Source organism: Yokenella regensburgei (genome assembly GCF_003634235.1).
In the GTDB taxonomy this organism is placed as follows: Bacteria; Pseudomonadota; Gammaproteobacteria; order Enterobacterales; family Enterobacteriaceae; genus Yokenella; species Yokenella regensburgei.
Genome location: NZ_RBIZ01000003.1, coordinates 293237 through 315538 on the forward strand (window position 1 = coordinate 293237; position 22302 = coordinate 315538).

Here is a 22302-nt window from a genome sequence, read left to right on the forward strand (position 1 = left end):
ATGACCTTAAAAGAATTATTGGTAGGTTTCGGCACCCAGGTACGCAGTATCTGGATGATCGGCCTGCACGCGTTCGCAAAACGCGAAACCCAGATGTACCCGGAAGAACCGGTATATCTGCCGCCGCGCTACCGTGGCCGTATCGTGCTGACGCGCGATCCGGACGGTTCCGAGCGCTGCGTTGCCTGTAACCTGTGTGCGGTAGCCTGCCCGGTTGGCTGTATCTCTCTGCAGAAAGCAGAGACCAAAGACGGCCGCTGGTACCCGGAGTTCTTCCGCATCAACTTCTCACGCTGCATTTTCTGTGGTCTGTGTGAAGAAGCGTGCCCAACCACGGCGATTCAGTTGACCCCGGACTTCGAGCTGGGCGAATACAAGCGTCAGGATCTGGTGTACGAAAAAGAGGATCTGCTGATTTCCGGTCCGGGCAAATACCCGGAATATAACTTCTACCGGATGGCGGGTATGGCAATCGACGGCAAAGATAAGGGCGAGGCGGAAAACGAAGCCAAACCTATCGACGTCAAGAGCCTGTTACCGTAAGGAGAGGGGCAATGGAATTCGCTTTTTATATCTGTGGCCTGATCGCCATCCTGGCCACCCTACGGGTTATCACCCACACCAATCCGGTGCACGCATTGCTGTACCTGATTATTTCGCTGCTGGCGATCTCCGGGGTGTTCTTCTCGCTTGGCGCCTACTTCGCGGGTGCGCTTGAAATCATCGTGTACGCCGGTGCCATCATGGTGCTGTTCGTCTTCGTGGTGATGATGCTGAACCTTGGCGGTGCCGAGATCCAGCAGGAGCGCCAGTGGCTGAAACCGCAAATCTGGATTGGTCCGGCCATCCTCTCTGCGGTACTGCTGGTGGTTATCGTCTACGCTATCGTCGGCCTGAACGATCAGGGCATCGACGGTGCGGCAATTAGCGCGAAAGCAGTGGGTATCACGCTGTTTGGACCTTATGTCCTGGCCGTCGAGCTGGCATCTATGCTGCTGCTGGCGGGTCTGGTGGTTGCCTTCCATATCGGTCGTGAAGACCGCATGGGTGAAGTGCTGAGCAACCGCACCGAGGACCGTGAGAAAAGAAAAACGGAGGAACACGCATGATCCCCTTAACACATGGACTGATCCTCGCCGCTGTCCTGTTTGTTCTTGGTCTGACCGGTCTGGTTATCCGCCGCAATCTGCTGTTTATGCTGATTAGCCTGGAAATCATGATCAACGCCGCGGCGCTGGCTTTTGTGGTTGCCGGCAGCTACTGGGGCCAGACTGACGGCCAGGTGATGTATATCCTCGCGATTAGCCTTGCGGCTGCGGAAGCGAGTATTGGTCTGGCGCTGCTGCTGCAGCTCCATCGTCGCCGCCAGAATCTGAACATCGATTCAGTAAGTGAGTTGCGTGGATGAACATGCTTGCCTTAACCATTATTTTGCCATTGATTGGCTTTATCCTGCTGGCTTTCTCCCGCGGCCGCTGGTCGGAGAACCTCTCCGCCACGGTGGGTGTCGGTTCGATTGGTCTTGCTGCACTGGTGACCGCTTACGTTGGCGTTGATTTCTTCGCTAACGGCAAACAGGCGTTCAGCGTTCCGCTGTGGACCTGGATGTCAGTGGGTGACTTCAACATCGGTTTCAACCTCGTGCTGGACGGCCTGTCGCTGACCATGCTCTCCGTGGTGACCGGCGTTGGCTTCCTGATCCACATGTTTGCCTCCTGGTACATGCGTGGGGAAGAGGGCTACTCCCGCTTCTTCGCCTACACCAACCTGTTCATCGCGAGCATGGTGGTGCTGGTACTGGCGGACAACCTGCTGCTGATGTACCTCGGCTGGGAAGGCGTGGGCCTGTGCTCTTATCTGCTGATCGGTTTCTACTACACCGATCCGAAGAACGGTGCTGCAGCAATGAAAGCGTTTGTCGTGACCCGTGTGGGTGACGTGTTCCTCGCTTTCGCGCTGTTCATCCTCTACAACGAGCTGGGTACGCTGAACTTCCGTGAAATGGTCGAGCTGGCTCCGGCGCACTTTGCCGCTGGCAACAACATGCTGATGTGGGCAACCCTGATGCTGCTGGGCGGCGCGGTCGGTAAATCGGCTCAGCTGCCGTTGCAGACCTGGCTTGCGGATGCAATGGCGGGCCCGACTCCGGTTTCTGCACTGATCCACGCGGCAACCATGGTAACCGCCGGTGTGTACCTGATTGCCCGTACGCACGGCCTGTTCCTGATGACCCCGGAGATCCTGCATCTGGTCGGTATCGTTGGTGCGGTAACGCTGGTGCTGGCAGGCTTTGCGGCGCTGGTACAGACCGACATCAAACGTGTTCTCGCTTACTCCACCATGAGCCAGATTGGCTACATGTTCCTGGCGCTCGGCGTTCAGGCGTGGGATGCGGCGATTTTCCACCTGATGACCCATGCGTTCTTCAAAGCGCTGCTGTTCCTGGCGTCCGGCTCGGTGATCCTCGCCTGCCACCACGAACAGAACATCTTCAAAATGGGTGGCCTGCGTAAATCAATTCCGCTGGTGTATGTCTGCTTCCTGGTGGGGGGCGCGGCGCTTTCCGCACTGCCGCTTATCACCGCAGGCTTCTTCAGTAAGGACGAAATCCTTGCCGGTGCGATGGCGAATGGTCATATGAACCTGATGGTTGCGGGTCTGGTCGGGGCGTTCATGACCTCACTGTATACCTTCCGTATGATCTTCATCGTCTTCCACGGTAAAGAGCAGATCCACGCTCACGCAGGAAAGGGGATTACCCATCACCTGCCGCTGATTGTGCTGCTGATTCTGTCTACCTTTGTGGGCGCAATGATCGTTCCGCCGCTGGCTGGCGTACTGCCGGCTACGACCGAAATGGACCATGGTCAGGTGATGACGCTGGAAATCACCTCCGGTGTGATTGCTATCGCGGGCATTCTGATTGCGGCCTGGCTGTGGCTTGGGAAACGTACTCTGGTTACCGCGATTGCCAACAGCGCGCCGGGCCGTCTGCTGGGTACCTGGTGGTACAACGCATGGGGCTTCGACTGGTTGTATGACAAAGTCTTCGTGAAGCCGTTCCTCGGCATTGCCTGGCTGCTCAAGCGCGACCCGCTGAACTCGATGATGAACACCCCGGCGATTCTGTCCCGCTTTGCAGGCAAAGGTCTGCTGCTGAGCGAGAACGGTTACCTGCGTTGGTATGTGGCGTCCATGAGCATCGGTGCCGTCGTAGTTCTGGCGCTGTTGATGGTATTGCGTTGATTTTATAACCTAAAATGCTTCAGGTTGCACAAAGCAACTCGGATGTAACCTGAAGTATGACGGGTAAGTACAGAATTTAGAAAATAAGGGACATACGCAGCTATGTTATTACCTTGGTTAATTTTAATCCCGTTCATCGGCGGCTTCCTGTGCTGGCAGACCGAACGCTTCGGCGTGAAGATGCCGCGCTGGATCGCGCTGATTACAATGGGACTGACGCTCGCGCTCGGTCTGCAACTGTGGTTGCAGGGCGGTTACTCTCTGACGCAATCTGCGGGTATTCCGCAATGGCAGTCAGAGTTCATTCTGCCGTGGATCCCACGCTTTGGTATCTCTATCCATCTGGCTATCGACGGTCTGTCGCTGCTGATGGTGGTGCTGACCGGCCTGCTGGGTGTGCTGGCGGTGCTCTGTTCCTGGCGTGAAATTGAAAAGTACCAGGGCTTCTTCCACCTCAACCTGATGTGGATCCTGGGCGGCGTTATCGGCGTGTTCCTTGCCATCGACATGTTCCTGTTCTTCTTCTTCTGGGAAATGATGCTGGTGCCGATGTACTTCCTGATTGCGCTGTGGGGACACAAAGCGTCTGACGGTAAAACGCGTATCACCGCGGCCACCAAGTTCTTCATCTATACCCAGGCAAGTGGTCTGGTGATGTTGATTGCCATCCTTGGACTGGTGTTCGTGCACTACAATGCCACCGGCGTCTGGACCTTCAACTACGAACAGCTGCTGAAAACCCCGATGTCGCACGGCGTTGAATACCTGCTGATGCTGGGCTTCTTCATCGCCTTCGCGGTGAAAATGCCGGTGGTTCCGCTGCACGGCTGGCTGCCGGATGCCCACTCTCAGGCACCGACCGCAGGTTCCGTTGACCTCGCGGGGATCTTGCTGAAAACCGCAGCCTACGGTCTGCTGCGTTTCGCGCTGCCGCTGTTCCCGAACGCCTCTGCTGAATTCGCCCCGATTGCCATGTGGCTCGGTGTGATTGGTATTTTCTACGGCGCGTGGATGGCCTTCGCTCAGTACGATATCAAACGTCTGATTGCTTACACCTCCGTGTCCCACATGGGCTTCGTACTGATTGCTATCTACACCGGCAGCCAGCTCGCCTACCAGGGTGCGGTGATTCAGATGATCGCGCACGGTCTGTCCGCGGCGGGTCTGTTCATTCTCTGTGGTCAGCTGTACGAGCGCCTGCACACCCGTGACATGCGTATGATGGGCGGCCTGTGGGGCAAAATGAAATGGCTGCCAGCGATGTCGATGTTCTTCGCTGTTGCCACGCTGGGTATGCCGGGTACCGGTAACTTCGTGGGTGAATTCATGATCCTGTTCGGCAGCTTCAAGGTTGTGCCGGTCATTACCGTGATTTCCACCTTCGGCCTGGTGTTCGCTTCCGTGTACTCGCTGTCGATGCTGCACCGCGCGTACTTCGGTAAAGCGAAGAGCGAAATCGCAGCCAAAGAGCTGCCAGGGATGTCGCTGCGTGAGCTGTTCATCATCCTGCTGCTGGTCGTACTGCTGGTGCTGTTGGGCTTCTGGCCACAGCCGATTCTGGATACGTCGCATTCTGCGATGAGCAATATTCAGCAGTGGTTTGTTAATTCTGTTTCTACTACAAGGCCGTAAATCGCCATGACAATAACTCCACAACAACTGATTGCGCTGCTACCGCTGCTGATCGTCGGCTTGACGGTGGTGGTTGTGATGCTGTCCATTGCGTGGCGACGCAACCATTTTCTGAATGCCACGCTGTCCGTCATCGGTCTTAACGCCGCGCTGGTCTCCCTCTGGTTTGTTGGGCAGGCAGGTAGCATGGACGTCACCCCGCTGATGCGGGTTGACGGTTACGCCATGCTCTACACCGGGCTGGTACTGTTGGCGAGCCTCGCCACCTGTACCTTTGCCTACCCATGGCTTGAAGGCTATACCGACAACAAAGAAGAGTTCTACCTGCTGGTGCTGATTGCCGCGCTAGGTGGGATCCTGCTGGCAAATGCCAACCATCTGGCTGCGCTGTTCCTCGGTATCGAGCTTATCTCGCTGCCGCTGTTCGGCCTGATTGGTTACGCCTTCCGTCAGAAGCGCTCACTCGAAGCGAGCATCAAATACACCATTCTGTCTGCCGCAGCATCTTCATTCCTGCTGTTCGGTATGGCGCTGGTGTACGCGAACTCTGGCAACCTGTCGTTCGTTGCGCTGGGCAAGGCGCTGGCAGACAACATGCTGCACGAGCCGTTGCTGCTGGCGGGTCTTGGCATGATGATCGTTGGCCTTGGCTTTAAACTTTCGCTGGTGCCGTTCCATCTGTGGACGCCAGACGTGTATCAGGGTGCGCCTGCGCCGGTCTCCACCTTCCTGGCGACCGCCAGCAAAATCGCCATCTTTGGCGTGGTGATGCGTCTGTTCCTGTACATGCCGGTGGGTAACAGCGAAGCAGTACGCATCGTGCTGGGCCTGATTGCTTTCGCCTCCATCATCTTCGGTAACCTGATGGCGCTGAGCCAGACCAACATCAAGCGTCTGCTCGGCTACTCTTCTATCTCTCACCTCGGCTACCTGCTGGTGGCGCTGATTGCGCTGCACAGCGGCGAAATGTCGATGGAAGCGGTAGGCGTGTATCTGGCCGGTTATCTGTTCAGCAGCCTCGGCGCCTTCGGCGTGGTGAGCCTGATGTCCAGCCCGTACCGTGGCCCGGATGCAGACTCACTGTTCTCCTACCGTGGTCTGTTCTGGCATCGTCCGATCCTGTCGGCGGTGATGACGGTGATGATGCTGTCGCTGGCGGGTATCCCGATGACGCTCGGCTTTATTGGTAAGTTCTACGTGCTGGCAGTGGGTGTGAAAGCGCACCTGTGGTGGCTGGTTGCGGCGGTGGTTATCGGCTCCGCGATTGGTCTCTACTACTACCTGCGCGTAGCGGTGAGCCTGTACCTGAGCGCGCCGCAGCAGCTGAACCGTGATGCCCCGAGCAACTGGCAGTACAGCGCCGGTGGTATCGTGGTACTGATCTCGGCACTGCTGGTGCTGATCCTCGGTATCTGGCCACAGCCGCTTATCAGCATCGTGCAGCATGCGCTGCCGATGATGTAAGGGCTAACGCCGAAATAAAAAAACCGCCGAAAGGCGGTTTTTTTATGGGAGTAACAATTTAAGCGCGCTGCTGGCGGCTGATGAGAGGGCCACCGACCTTCTTGTCTGCGCGCTCCAGCACTTCCTGAATCACCGACGACAGCTCGTTGATTTCAAACTTGGCGACGTAACCATCGGCGCGGACTTTGCGGATATGGTCTTCGTTAGCATTGCCGGAAAGCGAGGAGTGGATAACAACCGGGATGTTTTTGAAGCGCTCATCAGTTTTGATTTTACGGGTCAGGGTAAAACCATCCATCTCCGGCATCTCAAGGTCGGTCAACACCAGCGCGATTTTGTCGCTAATAGGTACGCCCTGCGCCTGCGCTTCTTCCGCCAGCTTCTCGATTTTCTCCCAGGCTTCTTTGCCGGTCACGTGCATCTGCGCCGGGATTTCCATCGCTTTCAGGCCTTTCTCCAGCAGCGCACGCGCGACTTTGGAGTCTTCTGCCACGATAGCTGTAGCACCTGGCTTAATCTTCATCTTCGGCGCTTCAACGTGGGTGGCGTGCAGATCGTGGTCGGCTGGAACAATATCGTAAAGGATTTGCTCAACGTCGATAACCATCGCCAGGTTATTGCTGTCTTTATCGTCATCAAGGCACGCAATACTGGTGATGTACTGACCATTAATCGCTTTCTCGGCGGTATGAATTTGCGTCCAGTCGAGACGAATAATGTTTTCGACCGACTCCACCGCAAAGGCCTGCACGCTGCGGGCATACTCGGTGATGAGCAGAATATTCAGCCCGTTAGTCGGTTTGCAGCCTGCGACAGAAGGCAGGTCAATCACCGGGATGATTTGATCGCGGATGTTCACCATGCCCAGCACCGGATGCTTAATGCCCGCCGGTTTGGTAAAGGCAGGCATTGGCACGATTTCACGCAGTTTGAAGACGTTGATGCCAAACAGCTCTGATTTTTCCCCTTGCATGGATTCGCCAAGGCGGAACAGCAGCAGTTCAAAACGGTTGGACAGGGTCAGATTCGCCCTGTCATCGATATCTTTCTGGAAATTATCCATCGTGCCCTCAGAAGAAAGAAGAAGATCTATTTTCTGGTTATCGGCAGTGACGGGCAAAAGTGCAGCAGATCTTAGTGATTAAAGTGAAATGACCTTGAAATCCTCGGCGAGTTCGCAGTTCGCAAAGCAGGAACGTGATTCTTCCAGCAGGCGTCTGCATCCTTCTGCGTCGTAGCGTGAGCTGACGTGAGTGATGACGAGTTTTGTCGCTCCCGCTTCTTTGGCGAGTGCCGCCGCCTGCAACGCGGTGGAGTGTCCGCGGCTGTTGGCTTTTTCCGCCATGGCATCTTCAAGCGTGGCTTCGTGTACCATCAGGTCAACGTCTCGGGCAAGCGCAAGGGCACCTTCACAGGGGGCGGTGTCGCCAAAAATCGCAAGCGTCTTACCAGGCGTTGCCGGGCCGAGATAGTGGCTGCCGTCAATCATCCGACCATCTTCCAGCGTGACGGTTAAACCCTGTTTAAGCTGCTGGAACAGCGGGCCAGGAGAGATACCATCCGCCTTCAGCGCTGCGGCGTTCAGCGTGCCCGGTTTGTCATGCTCTTCAATGCGATAGCCATAGCACTCAACCGGATGATTCAGCGGATATGCCGTTACGCGGAAATGCCCGTCATCGAACAGCTCACCAGGACCAATCTCCTCAATGGTCAGCGGATAATCGGTCCATGAACCGCTCAGCTGTAAGGCGGTTTCCACAAACGTTTTCAGCCCTTTTGGCCCATAAATCGTGAGCGGCAGGGTATTGCCCTGCATGGAGCGACTGCACAGCAGACCAGGCAGGCCAAACAGATGATCACCATGCAGATGAGTAATGAATATCTTATTGAGCTTGCCTGGATGAAATTCGGTGCGTAAAAACTGGTGCTGCGTGCCTTCTCCGCAGTCAAAAAGCCACATCTGTGACACGGTTGGTTGTTGCAAATTCAGCAGTATCGACGTCATATTACGGGTACGGGTCGGTACGCCGGCGGATGTCCCCAAAAAAATCAATTCCAAAACCTGGTCCCCTTACCGCGCTTTCGAAAGTGACAGTATAACGGAGCTCAATATGATTCAGTGGCAGGATCTTCATCATTCACAACTTTCTGTTCCTCAACTCTATGCACTACTGCAATTGCGCTGCGCTGTTTTTGTCGTGGAGCAAACGTGCCCGTATCAGGATGTCGATGGCGACGACCTGATCGGAGAGAACCGCCATATTCTCGGCTGGCGCGGCGACGAGCTGGTGGCGTATGCGAGGATTCTGAAAAGCGCCGACGAACTGGATCCGGTAGTCATTGGCCGCGTCATCATAAGCCCGGCTGCCCGCGGGGAAAAACTCGGCTACCAGTTGATGGAGCAAACGCTCGCAAGCTGCGTCAAACACTGGCCGCAGAAGGCCCTATACCTTGGCGCCCAGGCGCACCTGCAGGCGTTTTATCAGCACTTTGGTTTTGCTACCGTAACGGATGTCTATGATGAAGATGGTATTCCGCACATCGGCATGGCACGCGAGGTTGAACTATAGTTAGCGCACGGGTTTAAAAAACATGGAGATAACGTAATGTCTTATCATGCTTACGATTCACGTATCGATGACGATTTGGCTCTGCTGAGCGACACGCTGGAAGAGGTGCTACGCTCCTCTGGCGATCCCGCAGACCAGAAATACATTGAGCTCAAAGAGCGCGCTGAGCAGGCGCTGGAAGAGGTGAAAAATCGCGTCAGCCAGGCTTCGGATAGCTATTACTACCGTGCCAAACAGGCAATCTATCGCACCGATGATTACGTTCGCGAAAGGCCATGGCAGGGGATCGGCGTGGGTGCCGCCGTTGGCCTGGTCATGGGGCTGTTACTGGCGCGTCGCTGAGACGATGTTCCTCCCTAAACGGAGGTACTGCTTTTTTACGGTAGTACCCTGTATAATATGTGGTTTTTGAACCTGCCTCAGGCAGGTTCTTCGTTCAGGGAGGTTGGTGTGCAATCCATTACCGCTGCGCTGGAAAGCCTGCAGAATGCATTAACTGCTGAGTTTCCAGACACTTCTGGCGTGCGTGCCATTGATGTAGCCTTCCCCCTGAAAGATGCATTCGACTCGCTCCCCTGGCTTTGCAGTCAGCCGGTCTGGCCGCAGTTTTACTGGCAGCAGCGCAATGGCGATGAAGAGATTGCCGCGCTTGGGGCGGTTAAACCATTCCGTTCTCTTGAAGACGCCAACGCATTTTTGCAGATGTCGGCCATTCCGGAAGATCTGCGTATTTGCGGGCTGAACGCCTTTAACCCGCAGCAGGGGGCTTTGTTCCTGCCGCGCCTGGAGTGGCGGCGTAGCGGCGGACAGGCGGTACTGCGTCTGGTGCTGCAAAGCGACCATTCACTGCGGGAAGATGCCGGGCTTGCCCGCGCGTTTATCGATGCACTACAGCCTGTAAAGCCGCTCCCGGCGCTGCATGTTGTGCTGCGTGAAGAGCAGCATTATCCCGATAAAGCGGGCTGGATGTCGCTTATCTCCCGGGCAACGGAGACCATTGCCCGCAGCGAACTTGAGAAAGTGGTCCTCGCGCGTGCTACCGACCTGCGTTTTGCAACCGCGCTCAACGCCGGGGCGATGATGGCCGCCAGTCGGCGTATGAATCATCACTGCTATCATTTTTATCAGGCCTTTGATGCCAGTACGGCGTTTCTTGGTTCCTCCCCGGAACGGTTGTGGCGTCGACGCGGGTATCATCTGCGCACCGAAGCGCTGGCCGGGACGGTTGCCAGCCATCCTGACGGCGAGCAAAACAGACAGCTCGCCGACTGGCTGATGAAAGACGACAAAAATCAGCGTGAAAACATGCTGGTGGTGGAGGATATCTGCCAGCGTCTGCAGGATGCAGTACAAACGCTTGAAGTGCTGCCGCCGCAGGTGGTGGCGCTGCGTAAAGTTCAGCATCTGCGCCGCTGTATCTGGACGGAGCTTAGCGTGGCAGACGACGCACAGTGTCTGCATCTTCTGCAGCCTACGGCGGCGGTAGCCGGTTTGCCGCGGGCAATGGCGCGGGAATGGATTGAACGTCATGAGCCCTTTACCCGTGAATGGTACGCCGGGTCGGCGGGCTATCTTTCGCGTCAGCAGAGTGAGTTCTGCGTGGCGCTGCGTTCGGCGATGGTCAGCGGTGAAACGCTGCGCCTGTATGCCGGAGCCGGTATTGTCCGGGGTTCAGACCCGGAGCTTGAATGGCAGGAAATTGAAAATAAAGCGGCAGGTCTTAAGACGCTGCTCATCGAATAATTATTATTGACGACTCATATCAATAACCCAGCTTTCTGTATTAACTATACTGAGTCGCACTATTGATACCGGACAATTACATGTCAGTAAGCGCATTTAACCGACGCTGGGCGGCGGTCATTCTGGAAGCACTCACGCGTCATGGTGTACAGCACATTTGCATAGCACCCGGCTCGCGCTCAACGCCACTGACGCTCGCGGCAGCGGAAAACCGAACCTTTATTCATCACACCCATTTTGACGAGCGTGGCCTTGGCCATCTGGCGCTGGGGCTGGCAAAAGTGAGCCAACGGCCCGTTGCGGTGATCGTCACCTCCGGCACGGCGGTGGCTAACCTGTATCCGGCACTGATTGAAGCCGGGCTGACCGGCGAAAAACTTATCCTGCTGACGGCGGATCGTCCGCCGGAGCTGATTGACTGCGGGGCAAACCAGGCTATCCGTCAGGCCGGTATGTTTGCCTCACACCCGTCGCAGACCCTTTCCTTACCGCGCCCGAGTCAGGATATTCCTGCGCGCTGGCTGGTTTCCTCCATCGATAATGCCCTTGGGCAGCTGCACGCCGGTGGGGTACACATTAACTGTCCGTTTGCCGAACCGCTGTATGGCGAAATGGACGACACCGGGCTTGAGTGGCAGCAGCAGCTGGGCGACTGGTGGCAAAGCGATAAACCCTGGCTGCGTGAAAGCCTGCAGCTCGCAAGCGATAAGCAGCGTGACTGGTTCTTCTGGCGGCAGAAGCGCGGCGTAGTGGTTGCCGGGCGAATGAGCGCGGAAGAGGGGCGGCTGGTGGCTGACTGGGCGCGAACCCTCGGCTGGCCGCTGATTAGCGATGTGCTGTCGCAAACCGGGCAACCGTTGCCGTGTGCTGACCTCTGGCTTGGGAATGCTGAAGCGGTGAGTGAGCTCGCGCAGGCGCAAATTGTGGTGCAGTTCGGCAGCAGCCTGACCGGCAAACGCCTGCTGCAGTGGCAGGCAAGCTGCGAGCCAGACGAATACTGGCTGGTAGATAATCTGACCGGACGCCTCGATCCGGCGCATCATCGTGGTCGCCGTCTGGTCAGCACCGTTGCGCACTGGCTTGAACAGCACCCGGCGGAAAAACGCCAGCCGTGGTGTCACGAAGTCCCGCGCCTTTCCGCGCTTGCCTGGGAAGCGGTTAATGCTAAACGCGAGCCCTTCGGTGAAGCACAGCTGGCGCACCGCATCAGCGACTACCTGCCCGAACAGGGACAGCTTTTTGTTGGTAACAGCCTGGTGGTGCGTCTGATTGACGCCCTCGGGCAGTTGCCTGCGGGCTACCCGGTTTACAGTAACCGCGGTGCCAGCGGCATCGACGGGCTGGTTTCCACCGCCGCAGGGGTTCAGCGCGCCAGCGCACGGCCAACCCTCGCGGTGATTGGCGATCTTTCCGCACTGTACGACATGAACGCACTGGCGCTGCTGCGCCAGGTGTCTGCACCGCTGGTGCTGATTATCGTCAACAACAACGGCGGGCAGATCTTCTCGCTGCTGCCAACCCCGGTTGAAGAGCGTGAGCGCTTCTACTGCATGCCGCAGAACGTGCACTTTGATCACGCGGCGGCCATGTTTGGCCTGCGCTACCAGCGCCCGCAAAGCTGGGACGAGCTGGATGAGGTCATGAACAGCGCCTGGCACGCGCCGGTGTCGACCATTGTTGAACTGGTGGTGAACGATACCGACGGGGCGAATACCCTGCAGCAGTTACTGGCGCAGGTCAGTCAGCTATGACGCTGCATGCGGTGGTGGCCGAGGGCGAAGTCTCTCGCCCGTGGCTGGTGTTTCTCCACGGCTTCTCCGGCGACTGCCGTGAGTGGCAGCCCGTGGGTGAAGGGCTGGCAGACTATCCGCGACTGTACGTCGACCTTCCCGGACACGGTGGTTCGGGTGATATTCGGGTCAGCAACTTTGCGCAGGTTTCTGCGCTGCTGCACGATACGTTACTTAGTTACAACATACTAAACTACTGGCTGGTGGGATACTCCCTCGGCGGCCGGGTGGCGATGAATTTCGCCGGTAAGCACCGCCACCCCGGTCTTCAGGGGCTGGTAGTGGAAGGCGGTCATCCGGGACTGCTGCATGATGAAGCGCGTGCGGCCCGGCAAAAAAATGACGAGACCTGGGCCATGCGCTTTCGCCATGAGCCTCTTGAACAGGTCTTTGCCGACTGGTATCAGCAGCCGGTTTTCGCCTCGTTAACCGCGCCGCAGCGCGCCGCGTTGGTGGCGCTTCGTGCGCAAAATAACGGTGAAGCGCTTGCGGGTATGCTGCTGGCGACCTCGCTTGCGGTGCAGGATGACCTGCGCCCGATGCTGGCAAAGCGTCATTACCCGTTCTGGTATTTATGCGGTGAGCGTGACGGTAAGTTCCGCGCGATAGCGGAAGAACTGACCGTACCTTGCCAGATTATTCACAACGCCGGACACAACGCCCATCGGGAAAACCCGCAGGGCGTCACTGATTGTCTGGCGCAGATACTGCGTCTCTGACTAAAGGACTCACCATGATCTACCCTGATGAAACCATGCTTTACGCGCCGGTTGAATGGCAAGACTGCTCTGAAGGCTTCACCGACATTCGTTATCAGAAGTCGGCAGACGGCATCGCTAAAATCACCATCAACCGTCCGCAGGTGCGCAACGCCTTTCGTCCACTGACGGTTAAAGAGATGATTCAGGCGCTGGCAGACGCGCGCTACGACGATAACATCGGCGTTATCGTACTGACCGGGGAAGGCGATAAAGCATTCTGCGCCGGCGGCGATCAGAAAGTGCGCGGCGACTACGGCGGCTACCAGGACGACTCCGGCGTTCACCACCTCAACGTGCTGGACTTCCAGCGCCAGATCCGCACCTGCCCGAAACCGGTTGTGGCGATGGTGGCGGGTTACTCCATCGGCGGCGGCCACGTGCTGCACATGATGTGTGACCTGACCATTGCGGCAGAAAACGCCATCTTCGGCCAGACCGGCCCGAAAGTGGGCTCCTTCGACGGCGGCTGGGGAGCTTCTTACATGGCGCGCATCGTCGGGCAGAAGAAAGCGCGTGAAATCTGGTTCCTGTGCCGTCAGTACGATGCGAAACAGGCGCTGGATATGGGCCTCGTTAACACCGTGGTTCCGCTGGCCTCTCTGGAAAAAGAAACCATCCGCTGGTGTCGCGAAATGCTGCAAAACAGCCCGATGGCGCTGCGTTGCCTGAAAGCTGCGCTGAACGCCGACTGCGACGGTCAGGCGGGTCTGCAGGAGCTTGCCGGTAACGCCACCATGCTGTTCTACATGACCGAAGAAGGCCAGGAAGGGCGCAACGCGTTTAACGAAAAACGCCAGCCTGACTTCAGCAAATACAAACGGAATCCGTAATGCGTAGCGCACAGGTTTATCGCTGGCAGATCCCGATGGATGCGGGCGTGGTGCTGCGCGAGCGGCGCCTCAAAACCCGCGACGGGCTGTTTGTGCGCTTAACGGATGCCGGGCGCGAAGGCTGGGGGGAGATCTCCCCCTTGCCGGGCTTCAGTCTCGAGTCGCTGGACGAGGCGCAGGCTGAAACCCTTGCCTGGGTGAACGCCTGGCGCGATGGCGCGGATTTACCGCTTCCGGAAATTCCATCAGTGGCGTTTGGCCTGAGCTGTGCGCTGGCGGAACTTTCCGGTGAATTGCCGGAGGCGGCGGACTACCGTGCGGCTCCGCTGTGTACCGGCGATCCGGACGATCTGGTGCTGAAGCTGGCTGACATGCCTGGCGAGAAAGTAGCGAAGGTGAAGGTTGGGCTATATGAAGCGGTTCGCGACGGAATGGTGGTGAACCTGCTGCTGGAGGCTATCCCGGAGCTTAAGCTGCGTCTTGACGCTAACCGCGCCTGGACGCCGCTTAAGGCGCAGCAGTTCGCGAAGTACGTTAACCCGGACTACCGCTCGCGTATTGCCTTCCTCGAAGAGCCCTGTAAAACCCGCGACGACTCACGTGCGTTCGCTCTTGAGACCGGCATTGCCATCGCCTGGGACGAAAGCCTGCGCGAAGCCGATTTCGCCTTTGTGGCGGAAGAAGGCGTTACGGCGGTGGTTATCAAGCCGACGCTCACCGGCAGTCTTGCTAAGGTGAAAGCGCAGGTCGTTGCCGCGCAGCAGCTGGGGCTCACCGTGGTTATCAGCTCGTCAATCGAATCCAGTCTGGGGTTGACCCAGCTGGCGCGGATTGCCGCGTGGCTGACACCCGAGACCATCCCGGGCCTCGACACGCTGAGCCTGATGCAGACCCAGCTGCTTCGCTGCTGGCCGGGCAGTGAACTACCGTGCCTTGATAACAGCATGCTCGAGCCGCTGCTGTGAGGTTCACCCAGTGGCCGTGGCAGCACTGGCGTGATGTTCGGGGCGATGCCCCGGCATTGCGTCTGGATGACGCGACGTTGAGCTGGAGCGGGCTGTGCCAGCGGGTTGAACGTCTGGCCTGCGGATTTGCCGCTCAGGGTGTCAATGCGGGTGATGGTGTGATGCTGCGTGGTCGTAACAGCGGTTCGCTGCTGCTGGCCTGGCTTGCGCTACTGCAGTGCGGTGCCCGGGTGCTGCCGGTAAACCCGAAGCTGCCGCAGGCGCTGCTGGCCCAGCTTATCCCGGGCCTGACCCTGCGTTTTCAACTGGATTTGCAGGGCGATGGCGCGGCGTTCTCGCTGATCCCGCTCGAACTGAGTGAAGCCGACGGGCAACCGACGCTTGCCTGGGATCCCGCCCGGCTGGCGTCGATGACGCTCACCTCCGGATCTACCGGCCTGCCGAAAGCGGCGGTGCATACCTGTGCCGCCCATCTGGCCAGCGCCGAAGGCGTACTGGCGCTGATGCCTTTCCATTCTACTGACAGTTGGCTGCTGTCGCTGCCGCTGTTTCATGTTTCCGGCCAGGGGATCCTCTGGCGCTGGCTGTTAGCCGGAGCGCGGCTAGCGGTAAGCGATCGTCCCCTGGCGGATGCTCTGCAGGGGTGTACCCACGCCTCGCTGGTGCCTACCCAACTGTGGCGGTTGTTGAACGAGGATATTCCGTTGACGCTGAGCGCGGTGCTGCTTGGCGGCGCGGCGATCCCGGTTGAACTCACCCGGCAGGCGCAGACGAAAGGTATTCGTACCTTTTGCGGCTACGGGCTCACCGAATTTGCCTCCACGGTATGCGCCAAAGCCGCCGATGGGGCGGCAGACGTTGGAGTTCCACTACCCGGGCGCGAAGTGCGCATCGTTGATGGCGAAGTGTGGCTGCGGGCAGAAAGCATGGCCGCAGGCTACTGGCGCGACGGCAAACTGCTGCCGCTGGTAAACGACGAGGGCTGGTTTGCCACCCGCGATCGCGGCGAATGGCACGGCGGCAGGCTGACCATCGTTGGTCGTCTGGATAACCTCTTTTTCAGCGGTGGGGAAGGGATCCAGCCTGAAGACGTCGAGCGGGTTATCGCCGCCCATCCGCAGGTTCACCAGGTATTTGTGGTCCCGCTGAAAGACGCCGAGTTTGGTCATCGTCCGGTGGCGGTCGTGGACTGCGAAAATGGCACCGCATTAACGCAATTAGCGGAATGGGTGAAGGAGCGACTGGCCGGTTTTCAGCAACCAAAACACTGGCTGGCGCTGCCGGAAGAAGTGAAAAACGGCGGGATAAAAATCTCCCGCCGTGCGTTACAGACCTGGGTTAACCAACAGCTGAACCCTTAACCGACATCCACCTGCGGTTTGCTGCTGCGTTTACGGATGATGCGCAGCAGCGGTGGGATGATAATCACCGCCGCAGCCATCACCAGCAATCCTTTGGCGACCCCGCTTTCCCACAGAATCGACATGCTGCCGTTACTGATAGAGAGCGCGCGGCGCAGGTTTTGCTCCAGCATTTCACCGAGGACAAAACCGAGGATCAGCGGCGACATCGGGAAGTGCATTTTGCGCAGGATATAGCCCAGCACCCCAAGCCCCACCATCAGCACCAGGTCAAAGGTGGTGCTGTGCACCGCGTAGACGCCTACCGCCGACACTGCCGCAATCGCCGGGACAAGGAACCACAGGGGAATGGTCAGCATACGGGTGAACAGACCAATCAGCGGAATGTTCATCACCAGCAGCATGACGTTGGCGATGAGCAAAGCGGCAATCAGTCCCCAGACGATGTCCGGCTGCTCGGTGAACATCGTCGGGCCTGGGGTAATGTTATAGAGCGTCAGCGCGCCCATCATCACCGCGGTGGTGCCAGAGCCTGGTACGCCAAGTGTCAGCATCGGGATGAACGAGCCGCACGCCGAGGCGTTGTTTGCCGCCTCCGGTGCCGCGACGCCGCGAATATCCCCTTTACCAAAGCTGTCGCTGTTGCCGCTGATTTTCTTCTCGGTCATGTAGGTGATCGCGCTGGCAATGGTTGCCCCCGCCCCCGGTAACACGCCGACAAAAAAGCCGATAACCGACGAGCGCAGCGTCGCGCCGATGCACTGGACCCCCTCTTTAGCGTTAAACATCATTCGCCCGGTTTTGCGCACCAGAACCTGACCGCTGCTGGTATGTTCCAGCATTAACAGGATCTCTGAGACAGAAAACAGGCCGATCACCACGACGATAAACTGCACGCCGTCGGAGAGATGTACGCTGTCGAAGGTAAAACGGTAAACCCCGGTGTTGGCATCAACGCCGACGGTCGCAAGGCCAAGACCGATCAGCGCTGCCAGAAACGATTTCAGCGGATTCTGCGCCATCATGCTGCCCAGACAGGCGATGGCAAATACCATTAATGCGAAGTACTCTGCCGGACCAAACGCCAGCGACCACTGCGCCAGCGCCGGAGCAAACAAAATGACCCCGCCGAGGGCGATGAGCGAGCCGAAGAAGGAGCTGACGGCAGAAATAGACAGCGCCACGCCGCCGCGTCCTTGCTGGGCCATCGGATAGCCGTCGAGGGCGGTCATGATAGCCGCCGCGTCGCCCGGTACGTTCAGCAGAATCGACGAGATCCTGCCGCCGTACTCACAGCCGATGTAGACCGTAGCCAGCAGGATCAGCGCCGACTCTGCCGGCAGGTGCAGGGCAAACGCCAGCGGCAGCAGAATAGCCACGCCGTTGATCGGCCCAAGCCCCGGCAGCAGGCCAACAATGGTGCCGACGAAGCAACCAATCAGGGCGATAACCAGGTTTTCCGGCGTCATCGCCACCGCAAAACCCTGAGAGAGATAAATCCAGGTATCCATCGTAGCTCCGTTAACCCAGCCAGGTGCCGAGCGGTAAGGTGACATCCAGCAGGCGGTCGAAGGCGTACCACAGCAAAATACCGAGTACGGCGCCGGAGATGCCCGCAGCCGGAATCGTGGCGCCAAACAACATGCCAATCACCAGAGTGAGAATGGCGGTGGCGATGGGGAAGCCCAGCCATTCAAAGCCCCAGGCGTACATCAGTAGCACAATCACCATCGTTAACAGCTTTTGCAGCACCCGGCGATGCGGCCACTCGACAACGTCCGGGCGGCGCAGCAGCAGGGCCACGGCGCACAGCAGCATCAGGCCAATAATTCCCAGTGGGAAGGGACGTGGGCCAACCGGTTCATAGCTGTATTCGCTGTGCAACTGCCAGGCGACGAATAGTCCCCCGATGCACAACAGCAGCCAGATCCCGGCAAAAATACGATCGCTCATCATCGCCTCCGCGCTTACTTCGCCAGACCGAAGGATTTCGCCTGTTCGCGATAGTCGGTGACCTGTTTCTTGACGTACTCGTCGAGCTGCTTGCCGGTCATGTTGAACTCAAACAGACCGCGCAACTCGCGCTGCTTTTTGAAGGCGTCGGTTTGCTGAAGCTTATTGAAGGTTTCAACCCACCACTGATAGTCGGCGTCGCTGACTTTTGGTCCGACGTAGAAGCCGCGAATGATCGGCCACACCAGGTCATAACCCTGTTCTTTGGCGGTGGGGACATTGGCGAGCTGGCCCGGCAGTCGCTCACCCGAGAAGACCGCCAGCACGCGGATTTTATCGCCGGTGAGGTAGGGCACCATCTCGCTGAGATCGCCCGACACGGCCTGTACGTGATTCCCTAAGAGCGCGGTAACTGGCTCACCGCCGCCCTCGAACGCCACGTAGCGCATCTTGTGCGGGTCGACTTTCGCTTGCTGAGCCAGCAGCGCCGCTTTCATCCAGTCCTGACTACCGATGGAGGCTCCCGCGCCAATCACCACGCTGTTAGGATCTTTCTCCATCGCCGTCAGCAGATCTTTGAGCGATTTCCACGGGGAGTCGGCGCGCACCGCAATCATGCCGTAATCGGTGCCGACGCTGGCGAGCCAGCGCACGTCGTCCACTCCGTAGCGGCCAAACTTGCCCTGCGACAGGTTCAGCAGCGAGCCGCCGGAGAAGGCCACCACGGTGCCGGGTTCTCCCGGGCGCTGGGCGACAATGGCGTTATAGGCCACCGCGCCGACGCCGCCGGGCATATAGGTGACGCGCATCGGTTTTTCGATAGCGCCGGTTTCCATCATGCTCACCTGAATCAGCTTACAGGTGAGGTCGAAGCCGCCGCCGGGTTTGGCGGGGGCAATACATTCGGTACGCGATGGGGCCTGCTCAGCCAGTACAGAGGTATTCATCAGTAAGATGCTTGCAGCAAGGGTACAAAGTAATTGTTTTTTCATTGTTTATCCTCACGCCGGATAACCGGTATTTCAGGTTCGGAACAACTTTTTTGTGATTATGTGAACCACCTTGTAGCAGTTCAGTTGCGTGATTGTTAAAACGTTAACCTTTCATTTCCCTTTCAACACCGCAGAAACTTTACAGGATGTGATATGCGTCTCTTATTAGCGGAAGATAACCGTGAGCTGGCTCACTGGCTGGAAAAAGCGCTGGTGCAAAACGGTTTTGCGGTGGATTGCGTCTCCGACGGGCTGGCGGCCGATCACCTGCTGCACAGCGAAAACTACGCGCTGGCGGTGCTTGATATCAGCATGCCGGGGCTGGATGGGCTCGACGTCGTCCAGCGGCTGCGTAAGCGCGGACAAACGCTACCGGTACTGCTGCTGACGGCGCGTAGCGCGGTGGCAGATCGGGTGAAAGGGCTGAACGCCGGGGCAGACGACTATCTACCAAAGCCCTTTGAGCTTGAAGAACTGGACGCCAGGCTGCGGGCGCTGCTGCGGCGTAGCGCAGGCCAGGTGCATGAGCTACAGCAGCTTGGGGCACTGACGTTCCACGACGAAGGCTACTTTCTACTGCACGGGCAGCCGCTGGCGTTAACCCCGCGTGAACAGGCGCTGCTGACGGTGCTGATGTACCGCCGTTCGCGCCCGGTACCGCGCCAGCAGCTGTTCGAACAGGTTTTTAGCCTCAGCGATGAGGTCAGCCCGGAGAGTATTGAGCTCTATATTCACCGGCTACGAAAAAAATTGCAGGGAAGCGATGTGCGGATCACCACGCTGCGCGGGCTCGGCTACGTGCTGGAGTACTGCGATGAAGGGACTTAAACCGCAGTCGTTATACTTTCAACTGCTGTTGTTTCTCGGCCTGCCGCTACTCCTGCTGTGGGGGCTTTCGGCATTCAATAGCTACGTCAGCGCGCTCCAGGCGGCAACCCAGGCTTACGATCGCACGCTGCTTTCGTCGGCAAGAACGGTGTCGGAGCGGCTGGAAGTCCGCAAAGGCAAACTCGAGGTTAACGTCCCCTGGGTGGTGCTCGACAGCTTCGAGCTCAACATGAACGATCGCCTGTACTACAAGGTGGTCGACCCGGCGGGGAGGATTATCTCAGGCTACGACGACCTGCCGGCGATGCCACCTTCCACTTCCCGCACCACGCTCTATCCGGCGCTGGCGTGGTTTTACCACACGCAATATCGCGGTGAAGCTATTCGCGTAGCAAGGCTCCTGCAGCCGGTGAATGAAGGCGGGATTGTCGGCATGGCGGAGATCTACGTCGCCGAAACCCTGCAGTCGCGGCGCTATCTTGCCGGTCAGTTGTTGTTCTCGTCGTGGGTTTCTCAAGGGCTGCTGGTGCTGCTGACGCTTATCCTTACCGGATGGCTGCTGCGCCGGGTGCTGACCCCGATGCGCCAGCTCTCAACGCTGATGGTTCGTCGCGAACCGGGTCTGCTGACGCCGTTGCCGGAGCTGCTGCCGTGGTCGGAAACCCGGCTGCTTATCGTGGCTTTCAACCGTTATCTTGACCGCCTGCGTGGGCTGATTGCCCGCCAGGAGCGCTTTAGTGCCGACGCTTCACATCAGTTGAAAACCCCGCTGGCGGTGCTGAAGACGCAGGCCTCGGTGGCGCTGGCGAGCGACTCTCCTGCGCAGTGGCATGAAAGCCTGCGGGCGATGAGCACGACGATTGATAACACGATTCTGCTCACCGAGCGGCTGTTGCAGCTCTCTGCGGTGAAGCGCCGGGAGCAGAACGAAAGACAGTTTGTGCCAGTAAACCTTTTCGACGTCGTGCAGCAGAGCTGTTTCACCCGGCTTGCCGAAGCGCGCAGCAAAGCTATCGATCTCGGCTATGAAGGCGAACAGCAGGTGCTGTGGGTGGAGGGCGATGCGCTACTGCTCGGCGAACTGTGTGGCAATCTGCTGGATAATGCGCTGAAGTACACCCCCACGGGCGGCATGGTGACGGCAAGTCTGGTTCGCGACGGTGAGGCCGTGGTGCTGACGGTAGAAGACAGCGGGCCGGGAATCGAAAGCGAACAAGTTCACCAGGCGCTACAGCCTTTTCATCGTCTCGATAACGTCGGTAACGTTGCCGGAGCAGGCATTGGTCTTGCGCTGGTGAATGACATTGCCCGCCTGCACCGCTCAATGCCCCAGCTCGCCCGCAGCGACACGCTGGGTGGGTTACGGGTACAGCTACGATTGTTGCTAACGCTGCCGCCGCAATCATGATAAGTGATATGATTTTGTAGCATTAAGTAACAACTGCGCTATTTTTCGCTTTTTTAGTGCCTTGATTCTTCGTGCTCTGGCGGTACAATCCTGCCGTTAACGGGACGTTTACTTTTAAATTTTGCTGGAATTGTCAAAAATGAATAAAAGCGCTTTAGTTGGGCTTGCGGGATTAATGCTGGTTTCTGCATCAGCAAATGCTATCAGCATCAGTGGTCAGGCGGGTAAAGATTACACCAACGTGGGAGTCGGCTTCGGGACAGAAAGCACCGGGCTTGCGTTAACCGGTAACTGGGCTCATAACGATGACGACGGCGACGTCGCAGGTCTCGGCCTCGGTCTGAACGTGCCGCTGGGCCCGTTCCTCGCCACCGTTGGCGGTAAAGGTATCTACACCAACCCGAAATCCGGCAGCGAAGGTTATGCTGCGGCCGTGGGCGGCGGGCTGCAGTGGAAAATTACCGACAGCATTGGTCTCTTTGGTGAGTACTACTACTCTCCGGATTCGCTCTCCAGCGGTATCGACAGCTATCAGGAAGCGAACGCCGGTGCGCGCTGGACCATTATGCGTCCGATCACCATCGAGGCGGGCTACCGCTATCTGAACCTGGCAGGCAAAGACGGCCACCGCGATAACACCATCGCCGATGGTCCGTACGTGGGTGCCAGCGTCGGTTTCTAATCCTCGCGGCGCAGCTTTCCGCTGCGCCCGTTCTTCAGTCAGCCGTCTGCGCTATAGTTAATCGTCCTCTTGTTGTG

General features: G+C 58.1%; 22 protein-coding genes. 17 read left to right on the plus strand and 5 right to left on the minus strand.

Annotated features, from left to right (window positions below):
• From nuoI to nuoN, 6 genes are all read left to right on the plus strand, one after another.
• The gene (gene nuoI, locus C7387_RS01490; protein WP_038256279.1) at positions 1 to 543 is read left to right on the plus strand and encodes an NADH-quinone oxidoreductase subunit NuoI; all 543 of its coding nucleotides are present in this window, start codon (positions 1 to 3) and stop codon (positions 541 to 543) included.
• A gap of 11 nt (positions 544 to 554) precedes the next feature.
• Positions 555 to 1109, plus strand: a complete 555-nt coding sequence (nuoJ, locus tag C7387_RS01495) for an NADH-quinone oxidoreductase subunit J (RefSeq protein ID WP_006820944.1) — start codon at positions 555 to 557, stop codon at positions 1107 to 1109.
• Positions 1106 to 1408, plus strand: a complete 303-nt coding sequence (gene nuoK / locus C7387_RS01500) for an NADH-quinone oxidoreductase subunit NuoK (RefSeq protein ID WP_006820943.1) — start codon at positions 1106 to 1108, stop codon at positions 1406 to 1408. The genes nuoJ and nuoK overlap by 4 nt, the downstream gene beginning before the upstream one ends.
• Entirely contained in the window at positions 1405 to 3246 is a 1842-nt protein-coding gene (gene nuoL / locus C7387_RS01505; RefSeq protein WP_038256280.1) for an NADH-quinone oxidoreductase subunit L, read from the plus strand. The genes nuoK and nuoL overlap by 4 nt, the downstream gene beginning before the upstream one ends.
• A gap of 102 nt (positions 3247 to 3348) precedes the next feature.
• Entirely contained in the window at positions 3349 to 4878 is a 1530-nt protein-coding gene (gene nuoM / locus C7387_RS01510; protein WP_006820941.1) for an NADH-quinone oxidoreductase subunit M, read from the plus strand.
• Positions 4879 to 4884: 6 nt separating this feature from the next.
• The gene (gene nuoN, locus C7387_RS01515; RefSeq protein WP_006820940.1) at positions 4885 to 6342 is read left to right on the plus strand and encodes an NADH-quinone oxidoreductase subunit NuoN; all 1458 of its coding nucleotides are present in this window, start codon (positions 4885 to 4887) and stop codon (positions 6340 to 6342) included.
• Between the two features lie 58 nt (positions 6343 to 6400).
• On the opposite strand, the gene C7387_RS01520 is transcribed toward nuoN, so the two are convergent.
• Positions 6401 to 7405 carry a chemotaxis protein gene (locus tag C7387_RS01520; RefSeq protein ID WP_038256281.1) on the minus strand — a complete coding sequence of 335 codons (1005 nt, stop codon included), beginning with the start codon at positions 7403 to 7405 and terminating at the stop codon, positions 6401 to 6403.
• Positions 7406 to 7483: 78 nt separating this feature from the next.
• Positions 7484 to 8401: a ribonuclease Z gene (gene rnz, locus C7387_RS01525; RefSeq protein ID WP_120815889.1), complete on the minus strand. Its 918-nt coding sequence runs from the start codon at positions 8399 to 8401 to the stop codon at positions 7484 to 7486.
• 52 nt (positions 8402 to 8453) lie between these two features.
• Here rnz and C7387_RS01530 point away from each other — a divergent pair, with 52 nt between their 5' ends.
• The 8 genes from C7387_RS01530 (at position 8454) to menE (ending at position 16362) form a co-directional block, all read left to right on the plus strand.
• Positions 8454 to 8912: a GNAT family N-acetyltransferase gene (locus C7387_RS01530; RefSeq protein WP_006820937.1), complete on the plus strand. Its 459-nt coding sequence runs from the start codon at positions 8454 to 8456 to the stop codon at positions 8910 to 8912.
• Positions 8913 to 8948: 36 nt separating this feature from the next.
• Positions 8949 to 9254 (plus strand): stress response protein ElaB, encoded by a 306-nt coding sequence (gene elaB / locus C7387_RS01535; protein WP_006820936.1) that lies wholly within the window; start codon positions 8949 to 8951, stop codon positions 9252 to 9254.
• A gap of 108 nt (positions 9255 to 9362) precedes the next feature.
• On the plus strand, positions 9363 to 10655 hold the full coding sequence (gene menF / locus C7387_RS01540; RefSeq protein ID WP_120816708.1) for an isochorismate synthase MenF: 1293 nt from the start codon (positions 9363 to 9365) through the stop codon (positions 10653 to 10655).
• Between the two features lie 80 nt (positions 10656 to 10735).
• The gene (gene menD / locus C7387_RS01545) at positions 10736 to 12406 is read left to right on the plus strand and encodes a 2-succinyl-5-enolpyruvyl-6-hydroxy-3-cyclohexene-1-carboxylic-acid synthase (RefSeq protein ID WP_006820934.1); all 1671 of its coding nucleotides are present in this window, start codon (positions 10736 to 10738) and stop codon (positions 12404 to 12406) included.
• Complete coding sequence (gene menH / locus C7387_RS01550; protein WP_120815890.1) at positions 12403 to 13164, plus strand: 2-succinyl-6-hydroxy-2,4-cyclohexadiene-1-carboxylate synthase; 762 nt, start codon at positions 12403 to 12405, stop codon at positions 13162 to 13164. Before menD ends, menH begins: the two co-directional genes overlap by 4 nt.
• A gap of 14 nt (positions 13165 to 13178) precedes the next feature.
• Complete coding sequence (menB, locus tag C7387_RS01555) at positions 13179 to 14036, plus strand: 1,4-dihydroxy-2-naphthoyl-CoA synthase (protein ID WP_006820932.1); 858 nt, start codon at positions 13179 to 13181, stop codon at positions 14034 to 14036.
• A complete protein-coding gene (menC, locus tag C7387_RS01560) occupies positions 14036 to 15001 on the plus strand; it encodes an o-succinylbenzoate synthase (RefSeq protein ID WP_120815891.1) in 966 nt (321 codons plus the stop codon). The genes menB and menC overlap by 1 nt, the downstream gene beginning before the upstream one ends.
• Entirely contained in the window at positions 14998 to 16362 is a 1365-nt protein-coding gene (menE, locus tag C7387_RS01565; protein ID WP_120815892.1) for an o-succinylbenzoate--CoA ligase, read from the plus strand. Before menC ends, menE begins: the two co-directional genes overlap by 4 nt.
• Here the strand turns inward: menE and C7387_RS01570 are convergent.
• The 3 genes from C7387_RS01570 to C7387_RS01580 are packed head-to-tail and all read right to left on the minus strand — an operon-like array spanning position 16359 to position 19307.
• On the minus strand, positions 16359 to 17873 hold the full coding sequence (locus C7387_RS01570; protein ID WP_006820929.1) for a tripartite tricarboxylate transporter permease: 1515 nt from the start codon (positions 17871 to 17873) through the stop codon (positions 16359 to 16361). The two genes, menE and C7387_RS01570, sit on opposite strands and share 4 nt — an antisense overlap.
• Positions 17874 to 17883: 10 nt before the next feature.
• Positions 17884 to 18318 (minus strand): tripartite tricarboxylate transporter TctB family protein, encoded by a 435-nt coding sequence (locus C7387_RS01575; protein ID WP_112471367.1) that lies wholly within the window; start codon positions 18316 to 18318, stop codon positions 17884 to 17886.
• Positions 18319 to 18329: 11 nt separating this feature from the next.
• On the minus strand, positions 18330 to 19307 hold the full coding sequence (locus C7387_RS01580) for a Bug family tripartite tricarboxylate transporter substrate binding protein (RefSeq protein ID WP_038256292.1): 978 nt from the start codon (positions 19305 to 19307) through the stop codon (positions 18330 to 18332).
• A 153-nt stretch (positions 19308 to 19460) separates the two neighbouring features.
• On the opposite strand from C7387_RS01580, the gene tctD reads away from it, so the two are divergent.
• The 3 genes from tctD to C7387_RS01595 all read left to right on the plus strand — a co-directional run bounded on the left by tctD (position 19461) and on the right by C7387_RS01595 (position 22225).
• Positions 19461 to 20135 (plus strand): transcriptional regulator TctD, encoded by a 675-nt coding sequence (gene tctD / locus C7387_RS01585; protein ID WP_120815893.1) that lies wholly within the window; start codon positions 19461 to 19463, stop codon positions 20133 to 20135.
• Entirely contained in the window at positions 20122 to 21543 is a 1422-nt protein-coding gene (locus C7387_RS01590) for a sensor histidine kinase (protein WP_120815894.1), read from the plus strand. The genes tctD and C7387_RS01590 overlap by 14 nt, the downstream gene beginning before the upstream one ends.
• Positions 21544 to 21682: 139 nt before the next feature.
• A complete protein-coding gene (locus C7387_RS01595) occupies positions 21683 to 22225 on the plus strand; it encodes a YfaZ family outer membrane protein (RefSeq protein ID WP_038256296.1) in 543 nt (180 codons plus the stop codon).
• Positions 22226 to 22302 lie beyond the last annotated feature (77 nt).

Bases quoted from the DNA above. Each gene is read 5' to 3' on its own strand.
- C7387_RS01530 (WP_006820937.1), top strand. From the start codon at position 8,454: ATGATTCAGTGGCAGGATCTTCATCATTCACAACTTTCTGTTCCTCAA.
- menB (WP_006820932.1), top strand. From the start codon at position 13,179: ATGATCTACCCTGATGAAACCATGCTTTACGCGCCGGTTGAATGGCAA.
- menC (WP_120815891.1), top strand. From the start codon at position 14,036: ATGCGTAGCGCACAGGTTTATCGCTGGCAGATCCCGATGGATGCGGGC.
- menD (WP_006820934.1), top strand. From the start codon at position 10,736: ATGTCAGTAAGCGCATTTAACCGACGCTGGGCGGCGGTCATTCTGGAA.
- C7387_RS01580 (WP_038256292.1), bottom strand. From the start codon at position 19,307: ATGAAAAAACAATTACTTTGTACCCTTGCTGCAAGCATCTTACTGATG.
- nuoI (WP_038256279.1), top strand. From the start codon at position 1: ATGACCTTAAAAGAATTATTGGTAGGTTTCGGCACCCAGGTACGCAGT.
- nuoK (WP_006820943.1), top strand. From the start codon at position 1,106: ATGATCCCCTTAACACATGGACTGATCCTCGCCGCTGTCCTGTTTGTT.
- nuoJ (WP_006820944.1), top strand. From the start codon at position 555: ATGGAATTCGCTTTTTATATCTGTGGCCTGATCGCCATCCTGGCCACC.
- nuoL (WP_038256280.1), top strand. From the start codon at position 1,405: ATGAACATGCTTGCCTTAACCATTATTTTGCCATTGATTGGCTTTATC.
- C7387_RS01595 (WP_038256296.1), top strand. From the start codon at position 21,683: ATGAATAAAAGCGCTTTAGTTGGGCTTGCGGGATTAATGCTGGTTTCT.
- nuoN (WP_006820940.1), top strand. From the start codon at position 4,885: ATGACAATAACTCCACAACAACTGATTGCGCTGCTACCGCTGCTGATC.
- menH (WP_120815890.1), top strand. From the start codon at position 12,403: ATGACGCTGCATGCGGTGGTGGCCGAGGGCGAAGTCTCTCGCCCGTGG.
- C7387_RS01590 (WP_120815894.1), top strand. From the start codon at position 20,122: ATGAAGGGACTTAAACCGCAGTCGTTATACTTTCAACTGCTGTTGTTT.
- C7387_RS01575 (WP_112471367.1), bottom strand. From the start codon at position 18,318: ATGATGAGCGATCGTATTTTTGCCGGGATCTGGCTGCTGTTGTGCATC.
- elaB (WP_006820936.1), top strand. From the start codon at position 8,949: ATGTCTTATCATGCTTACGATTCACGTATCGATGACGATTTGGCTCTG.
- C7387_RS01520 (WP_038256281.1), bottom strand. From the start codon at position 7,405: ATGGATAATTTCCAGAAAGATATCGATGACAGGGCGAATCTGACCCTG.
- nuoM (WP_006820941.1), top strand. From the start codon at position 3,349: ATGTTATTACCTTGGTTAATTTTAATCCCGTTCATCGGCGGCTTCCTG.
- tctD (WP_120815893.1), top strand. From the start codon at position 19,461: ATGCGTCTCTTATTAGCGGAAGATAACCGTGAGCTGGCTCACTGGCTG.
- C7387_RS01570 (WP_006820929.1), bottom strand. From the start codon at position 17,873: ATGGATACCTGGATTTATCTCTCTCAGGGTTTTGCGGTGGCGATGACG.